The sequence below is a fragment of the Streptomyces sp. NPDC052036 genome (genome assembly GCF_040680495.1).
Classification (GTDB): domain Bacteria; phylum Actinomycetota; class Actinomycetes; order Streptomycetales; family Streptomycetaceae; genus Streptomyces.
In genome coordinates this window covers 1-1,292 of the sequence record NZ_JBFAWW010000133.1, presented here as the reverse complement: position 1 = coordinate 1,292, position 1,292 = coordinate 1, and the positions used below count along the sequence as shown (strand labels likewise).

The window sequence follows — 1,292 nt, the reverse complement described above, 5'->3', positions numbered from 1 at the left end:
CGGAGCCTCGAACAACACACGAATACCCAGCTCCACACCCAGCACCGACCGGATACGACTGACCAAACGCGTCGCCAACAGCGAATGCCCACCCAACTCAAAGAAGTTGTCATCAATGGACACCCGCTCGACACCCAGCACTTCCGCGAACAGCTCACACAGCTGCTTCTCCTGCGTGGTTCGCGGAGCACGACCCTCCGCACTCGCCGCGAATTCAGGTGCAGGCAGGGCCCGACGGTCCAACTTCCCGTTCGGCGTCAACGGCAACACATCCAGCACCACCACGGCCGAGGGCACCATATAGTCCGGCACTGCCTTCGCCACATGCGCACGCAAAACCAGCGGATCCAGCACCACACCGGCAGCCGGAACGACATAGCCCACCAGCCGTTTGTCGCCGGGGCGGTCCTCCCGCACAACCACCGCGACCTGCGCGACATCCGGATGCCCGGCCAGGACCGACTCGATCTCACCCAGCTCGATCCGGAAACCCCGCACCTTCACCTGATCATCAACACGGCCCAGATACTCCAACTCCCCGACCGCACCCCACCGCACCAGATCCCCAGTCCGATACATCCGCGAACCCGGAACCCCGAACGGATCGGCAACGAAACGCTCCGCCGTCAGACCCGGACGGTTCAGATACCCCCGCGCCAGACCCGCACCCGCCACATACAACTCACCGGCCACACCCACCGGCACCGGGCACAACCCCGCATCCAGCACATACACCTGGGTGTTCCAAGCAGGCCGCCCGACAGGCACCGGACCAGCCGGAGCCGGCTGACCGGAGAAGAGCTGGTGCGCGACGCAGCCCACCGTCGCCTCGGTCGGACCGTACTCGTTGACCACAGTGGCCGCCGGATGCGCACGTCGCCACTGCTCCAACTGCTCACCCGTCAGCTGCTCGCCGCCCACCACCAGATCACCCGACGGCGAGAACACCCCCGGCAAGGCGTCCAACAACGCGATATGGCTCGGAGTGACCTTCGCGAAGCTCAACGGCACAGCCGCCAAGACTTCCTCGACCGCCGGATCCTCCTCCAGATCCGCCACCACCACACAACCACCACTGACCAACGGCGCGAACAACACCGTCACCGTCAGATCAAACGACACCGGCGAATGCAACAGCGCATTCCCACGCACCCCCGGATACAGCGCAACAGCCCAGAACACGTAATCGACCACCGACCGATGCTCGACCACCACACCCTTCGGCCGCCCCGTCGAACCCGACGTATAAATCACATACGCCGGCACATCCGAGGTCACAGGCGCCAGCCGCT

At 64.9% G+C, this 1,292-nt stretch carries 1 protein-coding gene; it reads right to left on the bottom strand.

Annotation, left to right across the window (positions count from 1 at the left end):
• Nucleotides 1–1,278 (bottom strand): non-ribosomal peptide synthetase (locus AB0L95_RS42225; RefSeq protein ID WP_365172000.1); only part of this gene is annotated, 1,278 nt, incomplete at its 3' end.
• Nucleotides 1,279–1,292 lie beyond the last annotated feature (14 nt).